The sequence below is a fragment of the Salipiger aestuarii genome (assembly GCF_003259905.1).
Taxonomy (GTDB): Bacteria; Pseudomonadota; Alphaproteobacteria; order Rhodobacterales; family Rhodobacteraceae; genus Salipiger; species Salipiger aestuarii.
On sequence record NZ_QLMG01000015.1, the window covers coordinates 83,911 to 90,746 of the forward strand.

The 6,836-nt window shown below is 65.4% G+C and carries 10 protein-coding genes and 1 tRNA gene; 8 read left to right on the top strand and 3 right to left on the bottom strand.

Features of this window, described 5'->3' with window-relative positions; genetic code table 11:
* Nucleotides 1-70 precede the first annotated feature (70 nt).
* From ATI53_RS10085 to ATI53_RS10095, 3 genes are read left to right on the top strand one after another with little or no spacing between them, the layout of a single operon-like run.
* Nucleotides 71-655, top strand: coding sequence for an RNA polymerase sigma factor (locus ATI53_RS10085; protein WP_083840617.1), 585 nt, complete (start codon nucleotides 71-73; stop codon nucleotides 653-655).
* A complete protein-coding gene (locus ATI53_RS10090) occupies nucleotides 642-1,016 on the top strand; it encodes a hypothetical protein (protein ID WP_111550328.1) in 375 nt (124 codons plus the stop codon). The genes ATI53_RS10085 and ATI53_RS10090 overlap by 14 nt, the downstream gene beginning before the upstream one ends.
* Before the next feature lies 1 nt (nucleotide 1,017).
* Entirely contained in the window at nucleotides 1,018-1,524 is a 507-nt protein-coding gene (locus ATI53_RS10095; RefSeq protein ID WP_034451486.1) for a periplasmic heavy metal sensor, read from the top strand.
* Between the two features lie 11 nt (nucleotides 1,525-1,535).
* Here ATI53_RS10095 and ATI53_RS10100 read toward each other — a convergent pair whose 3' ends face one another.
* The gene (locus ATI53_RS10100) at nucleotides 1,536-2,966 is read right to left on the bottom strand and encodes a diguanylate cyclase (protein ID WP_111550329.1); all 1,431 of its coding nucleotides are present in this window, start codon (nucleotides 2,964-2,966) and stop codon (nucleotides 1,536-1,538) included.
* A 103-nt stretch (nucleotides 2,967-3,069) separates the two neighbouring features.
* Here ATI53_RS10100 and ATI53_RS10105 point away from each other — a divergent pair, with 103 nt between their 5' ends.
* The 5 genes from ATI53_RS10105 (at nucleotide 3,070) to ATI53_RS10125 (ending at nucleotide 5,972) form a co-directional block, all read left to right on the top strand.
* A complete protein-coding gene (locus tag ATI53_RS10105) occupies nucleotides 3,070-3,354 on the top strand; it encodes a DUF3572 domain-containing protein (protein WP_009502806.1) in 285 nt (94 codons plus the stop codon).
* Nucleotides 3,351-4,046: an HAD family hydrolase gene (locus ATI53_RS10110; protein WP_009502805.1), complete on the top strand. Its 696-nt coding sequence runs from the start codon at nucleotides 3,351-3,353 to the stop codon at nucleotides 4,044-4,046. The genes ATI53_RS10105 and ATI53_RS10110 overlap by 4 nt, the downstream gene beginning before the upstream one ends.
* A gap of 162 nt (nucleotides 4,047-4,208) precedes the next feature.
* Entirely contained in the window at nucleotides 4,209-4,829 is a 621-nt protein-coding gene (locus tag ATI53_RS10115; protein ID WP_034451484.1) for a heme NO-binding domain-containing protein, read from the top strand.
* Nucleotides 4,826-5,815, top strand: coding sequence for a GGDEF domain-containing protein (locus tag ATI53_RS10120; protein WP_009502803.1), 990 nt, complete (start codon nucleotides 4,826-4,828; stop codon nucleotides 5,813-5,815). Before ATI53_RS10115 ends, ATI53_RS10120 begins: the two co-directional genes overlap by 4 nt.
* Nucleotides 5,816-5,897: 82 nt before the next feature.
* Nucleotides 5,898-5,972, top strand: a tRNA-Gln gene (locus ATI53_RS10125).
* 173 nt (nucleotides 5,973-6,145) lie between these two features.
* Here ATI53_RS10125 and ATI53_RS10130 read toward each other — a convergent pair.
* Both ATI53_RS10130 and ATI53_RS10135 read right to left on the bottom strand, forming a co-directional pair.
* Nucleotides 6,146-6,454 (bottom strand): hypothetical protein, encoded by a 309-nt coding sequence (locus tag ATI53_RS10130; RefSeq protein ID WP_111550330.1) that lies wholly within the window; start codon nucleotides 6,452-6,454, stop codon nucleotides 6,146-6,148.
* Nucleotides 6,451-6,836, bottom strand: a 386-nt coding sequence (locus tag ATI53_RS10135) for an integrase core domain-containing protein (protein WP_146609909.1), incomplete at its 5' end; no start/stop codon positions are given. The genes ATI53_RS10130 and ATI53_RS10135, both read right to left, overlap by 4 nt.

Consider the following 6,836-nt stretch of genomic DNA (forward strand, 5'->3'; position numbering starts at 1 on the left):
GAGGCGCCGCGCCGCCGCCCCGGCCGTTGCTTCGGGCGCGGCTTCGGGCTAGCGCATCGGGATGGGCCGAATGCCATATGACGCGATGAGCGATCAAGACGATGACTCTTTGCTTGCGGCCTATGCGGCTGGCGAGCCTTCGGCTGCGCGCGCGCTGACCCTACGGCTTGGGCCGAAGGCGTTCGGGCACGCGCTGCGGATGCTGGGCGACAGGGCCGAGGCCGAGGATGTCGCGCAAGAGGCGCTGTTGCGGCTCTGGCGCGCGGCACCGGGCTGGCGGCCCGGCGAGGCAAAGGTGTCGACCTGGCTGTATCGGGTGGTGTCCAATCTGTGCATCGACCGGATGCGGCGGCGGCGCGGCGGATTCGCCGATATCGACGCGGTGGCCGAACCCCAGGATCCCGCGCCCTCGGCTGCAGCGGCGATGCAGCAGACGACGCGCGGGCAGGCGTTGCAGGCGGCGCTGGATGCGCTGCCCGACCGGCAGAAACAGGCGGTGGTGCTGCGGCACATCGAGGGGCTGTCAAACCCCGAGATCGCCGACATCATGGACATCGGCGTGCGCGCGGTCGAAAGCCTGACCGCGCGGGGCCGCAAGACGCTGGAAGGCCTGCTGGCCCCCCGGCGTGACGAACTGGGGTATGACGATGACTGACGACCGGATGACGGAACATGACGACCTCACCCCCTGGTTTACGGCAGGGCGCGACGAGATGGGGCAAGCTTCGGGCGACTGGCTTGCCAGGATGGAAGCAATGGCGCTGGCCGAACAACCCACGCCAGCGGTGGCGCCCGCCCTGGGCGGGGCCGGGGCGACCGCGCGCGGCTGGCTGCGCGAGGCGCTGGGCCAGCTTGGGGGCTGGCCCGCGATGGCGGGCCTGGCGGCGGCCTGCGTCACCGGGATCTGGATCGGCGCGGTCGCGCCGTCGGACTGGACCGGTAGCGTGGCAAGCGACGAGTCTGTCAGCGCCGCCGAACCGGCAAGCGCCTATGATTACGCGATGTTGGGGCTTTGACATGACAGATGAAAGCAAGACGAAACCGGGCATGTCGATCGGGCTGAGGGCGCTGCTTTTCGGCTCGCTCGCGCTGAACCTCGCGGTGGTCGGGATCGGGCTGGGCGTGGTGCTGAACCGGCCTGACGTCGGCCATCACGCGCTGCGCGGACGCAACTATGCCTTTGGCTACACCGGGGCATTCACCGACCGGCAGCGCAGCGAGTTCGGAACCATGCTGCGGGGATCGTTCGACGGGAGCCGCGAGCGCGACGGCGCGCCGGATTTCCTGGCCGATTATCGCGAGGCGCTGGCTCTGCTGCGCCAGGACCCGTTCGACCGCGCCGCGTTCAACGACGCGGTGTTGCGGCAGGATGCGCGGGCGGAGGCACGACAGGCGCGTGGCCGTGCATTGATGGTCGGGTTTATCGCGGATTTTCCGCCCGACGAGCGCCGCGCCTATGCGGACCGGCTGGAACATCGGATCTCGGACATGGCCCGGCGCATGAAGAATCACGGCAACCGCTAGCCGCGGAGTCGTCAGCGCCCGCCGGACACGGCCCGCACGGGGCCTTGCCTGCCAAGCTGCGGCGGCGCCGGGCAAGACGCCAGCATGACCTGGTTGCGTCCGCCCCCCTTGGCGCCGTAAAGCGCCCGGTCGGCCTTGTCGAGCAGCGTCTCGGGCAGGTCACGGGCACCTGGAGAGGCCACCGCCACCCCGATGCTGAGCGTCACATCGGCCTGACCGGCAGCCGCGCCGGGCAGCGCAAAGGGCGCATTGGCAATGGCCCCGCGCAGCCGTTCGGCAGTGCGCGCGGCAGCGCCCGGATGCGCGTCGGGGATGGCGATCAGGAATTCCTCGCCACCGATCCGCGCGACCAGATCGGCGCCCCGCAGGTTCTGCAAGAAGCGCTTTGCGACTTCGACCAGCACCGCGTCGCCCGCCGCGTGGCCATGGGTGTCGTTGATCAGCTTGAAGTGGTCGATATCCGCCAGCAGCAGCGCATAGGAGCGTTCGTGCGCGGTGGCCCGCTCGGCCAGACGCGACAGATAAGGCAGGGCATAGCGGCGGTTGTAGAGCCCGGTCAGCGGATCCGTCACCGCCGCGCGAACGCTGTTGCGCACGGTGTCGCGCAGCCGGTCCTCGGTGCGCTTGCGGGCGATCTGCCGGGGCAGGCGCAGCACGAGTTCTTCGGCATCCAACCCCTGTGACAGCAGGTCGCCCGCGCCAAGGTCAAGCGCGCTGGCGGCTTCGCGGCGGCAATCGGGGCGGCTGACATAGACGATGGCGGCCTGGCGGAACTGCGGCGCGGCGCGCAATTGTGTCAGCAACGACAGCCCCGAGCCGGCCCGCGTGCCGGTGTCGACGATCACGAACACATCCGCGCCCGCATAATCCTGACGCAGGGCCATGTCGGGCGTCACCGTTTCGATCCGGTCGCGCAGGCTTGCGCGCAGCGACGTGACCGCGCCGCGCACCGGGATTTCGGGCTGCACCGGGATCACCGCGACCCGTGCCGGAACCGCGAAGGCGGTGGCAGCTTCGGGCATTCCCAGCGCCTTGTGCGTGACTTCGCGCATCCTGAGCTCATCTTCGGCATTGCGGGACCGCAGCAGGCTGCGCAAGCGGGCCAGCAGGACCAGTTCGTCGACCGGCCTGGCGAGCACTTCGTCAGCGCCCGCCGCCAGCAGGGCAAGCCGTTCGGTCCGGTCGTTATCCGGTGTCACCACGACCACGGGCGTTTCGACCGCATCGCCCTGGGCACGCATTTGGCGGCAGAGCTCCGCGCCCCCCATGTCGGGAAGATCCGCCGACACGATCACCAGATCCGGTTTTTCGCGCGCCATTTGCCGAAGCGCATCGGCGCCGCTGCCCGCCCGCAGCACCTCGTAATAGGCTGCGGTCAGCTTGACGCGCAGCACGATGCGGTTGGTAGGAACCCCGTCTGCGATCAGAATTCGGCCTGTCATTGCAGATGCCCCAACGTTCGGTTAGGCAGATGCAGGTGTTGCATCGCCTGCGTCCACTCTTCTGGCAAACTGGTTAACAAACCCTTTCATAAATCTGGTGAAAATGGTGGTATCGCGGAAACTCGCCGATGTGGTCGGATTGCAGGCCGTCGCCTGGCTGGCCGGGCAGGACGATCTGCTGGGGGTTTTCCTCGGGGCCACGGGCGCCTCGGAACAGGATTTTCGCAGCGCGCTTGAAGATCCGGCCTTTCAGGGCGCGGTTCTCGATTTCATCCTGATGGACGACGCCTGGGTGTCCCGGTTCTGCGATGCGCAGGATCTGCCCTACGACACGCCCCGCGCGGCGCGCGCGCATCTGCCTGGCGGAGAAGAGGTTCACTGGACATGACGCTGCGCGCCGATGCCGTGCTCTTTGACAAGGACGGCACGCTGTTCGAATTCGGCGCCACCTGGGATGCCTGGGGCAAGAGGACGCTGCGTGCGCTGTCACAGGGCAACACCGCATTGCTGCACGCGCTGGCGGCGGCAACCTGCTATGATCTTGAGCATGAGACCTTTCTGCCCGAAAGCCCAGTGGTCGCAGGCACCAACCGGCAAACTGCCGAATGCCTCGCAACCGCGTTGCCGGGCCGGTCCGCCGACGAGGTGGAAACCTACCTTCTGGGCACCGCAGACGACGCGCCGCTGGTCGAAACGGTGCCGCTGTGCGGTTTCATGGCGCAGCTTGGCGCGCTCGGGCTGCGGCTTGGGGTGATGACCAACGATGCCGAGTCCGCCGCGCGTGTCCACCTGCGCAAGGCAGGCATCGAACAGGCCTTTGCTTTCATCGCCGGGTTCGACAGCGGCCACGGCGCCAAACCCGACCCCGCGCCCTTACTGGCCTTTGCAGCCGCGACCGGCATCGCGCCCGCCCGTATCGCCATGGTCGGAGACAGCCCGCACGACCTTGTCGCCGGCCGCGCCGCCGGCATGCAGACCGTCGCTGTTCTGACCGGGCCCATCCGCACGGATCGTCTGGCGCCGCATGCGGATGTGGTGCTGCCCGACATCGGCCACCTGCCGGGCTGGCTGGCGACCTGAGGGGCTGGCTGGCGACCTGAGGGGCTTTTTGCGGAAAATTCGCTTTGTTGCCGTCTTCTTAATCCGGGGTTGTCAGGTTCGTCTTTAATGTCGGAGACGAATAATGATTACGGTGCGTTTTACGCCGTACCGATCCATCGAACGGATAAGTGGGTTATAGAAATGCACGGTTTGATCGCGAGGACTTTGCAGTGTTTTTTGCAGGATACCTACGGTCAGGGCATCTGGCAGACAATCGCCGAGCTTGCGAAGCTCGATTTCGACGATTTCGAAGCCATGCTCGACTACGACGCCCGGACCGTCGAACAGGTGGTCGATGCCGCAGGCATGTGCCTTGAAAAGTCGCGCGATGCGCTGCTTGAGGATGTCGGCACCTATCTGATCACCCATCCCAACAACGAGGGGCTGCGCCGCCTCATGCGCTATGGCGGCGTCGATTTCTTCGATTTCCTCCACTCGCTTGAGGATCTTCCCGGCAGGACGCGGCTGGCGGTCGCAGACCTGCAGCTGCCCGAACTGGAACTGACGGATTCCGCGCCGGGACAGTTCCTGCTGTCCTGCCACAGCGGCGCGGCCGAACTGGCGGGGTTTGGCTTTGTGCTCGTGGGCGTGTTGCGGGCGATGGCAGACGATTACGGCGCGCTGGTGATTCTGGATCACCGCGGCGCGCTTGGCGAGGCCGAGGTGATCGACATCACCGTTGTCGAAACCGATTTCGCCGAGGGGCGCAGTTTCGAACTCGCCGCCGCGCCGCCACCGATCCGCAGGGAGACCACGTCATGAGCCTTCCGTTCGACACGCTCGATGCCTTGATGCCGATGCACCTTCAGATTTCGCGCGACGGCCGGCTGCGCCACGCCGGGCCCACCCTGCGCAAGCTGCTGAACAGCAGCGTGGGCGAGGGGCGCCATTTCGCCGATGTGATCGAAGTCTATCGCCCCAAGCGCGCGGAAACCCTGCCCATGCTGCTTGAACTGGCGGGGCGGCGCCTGCAGACGCGGCTGCGCTGCGGGCGCAGGGTCGCGCTGAAGGGTCTTGTGATGCCCGACGGGGCAGGGGGGGCGATCGTCAACCTGTCGTTCGGCATTGGCGTGGTGGACGGGGTGCGCATGCATTCGCTGACCAGCACCGACTTCGCGGTCACCGATCTTGCCATCGACATGCTTTACCTGGTCGAGGCAAAATCGGCCGCGATGGAAGCATCGCGCACGTTGAATCGCCGCCTTCAGGGCGCGATGATGGTGGCCGAACAACGCGCCTTTACCGATGCGCTGACCGGTCTGCAGAACCGCCGGGCGATGGATGAGGCGCTGAAACGCCTGATCCGCGGGGGCGAGCGTTTTGCGGTGCTGCACCTCGATCTGGATTTTTTCAAACAGGTCAATGACACCAGGGGGCACGCGGCAGGCGACCGGGTGCTTCAGGCCGTTGCGCGGGTCATGATCGACCTCACACGCAAGAACGATTTTGTCGCGCGGGTCGGGGGCGATGAATTTGTGATCATCCTGGACGGGCTTACCGACCGGGGCCGCCTCGCCGAACTGGCGGATCGGCTGATCGAGCGGATCGAGCATCCCATCCCGGTCGATGGGGATATATGCCGCATCTCGGCGAGCATAGGGATAGCGTTCAACCGACCGGATGCGATGCCGATGGAAACCGGCGCACAACTGCTCGAACGCGCTGACGAAGCGCTTTATTCGGCCAAGCGCCACGGCCGCGCTCAGCATGCGTTCAGCGACGAAGACGTTGTACGAGAGCTGCCCTAAAGTCACCCTGAAGGATGTTCGCTTTTTTCCCACTCCGGGTCTTGCGCATATCACATCCCTATCGTAATACCCGCGCCACGGTTGGGGTGTAGCCAAGTGGTAAGGCAGCTGTTTTTGGTACAGTGTACCGTAGGTTCGAATCCTACCACCCCAGCCAAACACATCATGGCATTCAGACGATACGACTGTCGCTCGAGGTAGTGGCGCCATTTCCGTGTGTTACGGATATGCCCACTCAACGCAGGCCGTACATACCCGTCAAACAAGCCCCAATATGCCTCAAAGTCTGAGGTCGCGCTTTGTGCGATACGAGTGTCCGGTGGAAGACGATCAGAGAGTCGCGATCAGCGCGCGCTGGTCCTGCCAGTCGCCCGGCAAAGTGTGCCGCACGCACCAGTCGGACGTGAAGCCTGGGGGATGTTTGCCATCAAGGACATCGCGGATGATGTCAGGGGCAAGGAAAGCCAGATCGATCAACTGGTAAATCCTGCCGTTTGTCGTGCCTTCGGCTTTCGCAATCTCGGACAGCGTTCTGCCTGCCTTGATCTGTTCGAACCAGAGATGCGCTTTAGCGATATTCTGTATCAGGGTTTCATCAGGGCTGCTGGCTGACCTGCCCCCTGCCGGTCCCTCATTCATGACGAGAGTCTGCAGGTTGGATCTGGGTATTCGGCTTCCCCGTCTGGCGCAAGCGCGCCGGGCGCGGAGCCCTCAGATTGCTCAAGCACTCGGCGCGCTTGCTGCGGTGTCTGGTTCTCCAGCGAGGAATGCGGCCTGACCGTGTTGTCGTCGTAGCGCCAGAGGGCCAGCTTACGCCGCGCGTCATCCAGGCTGTCGAAGATCTCCTCGTTCAGAAGTTCGTCCCTGAGGCTGCCGTTGAAGCTCTCGATGAAGGCGTTTTGCTGCGGTTTTCCGGGATCGATGTAGTGCCACGGCACGGTGTTCTCGTCGGCCCATTTCAGGATCGCCCGACTGGTAAACTCGGTGCCGTTGTCACTGACGATGCAGCCGGGCTTACCGT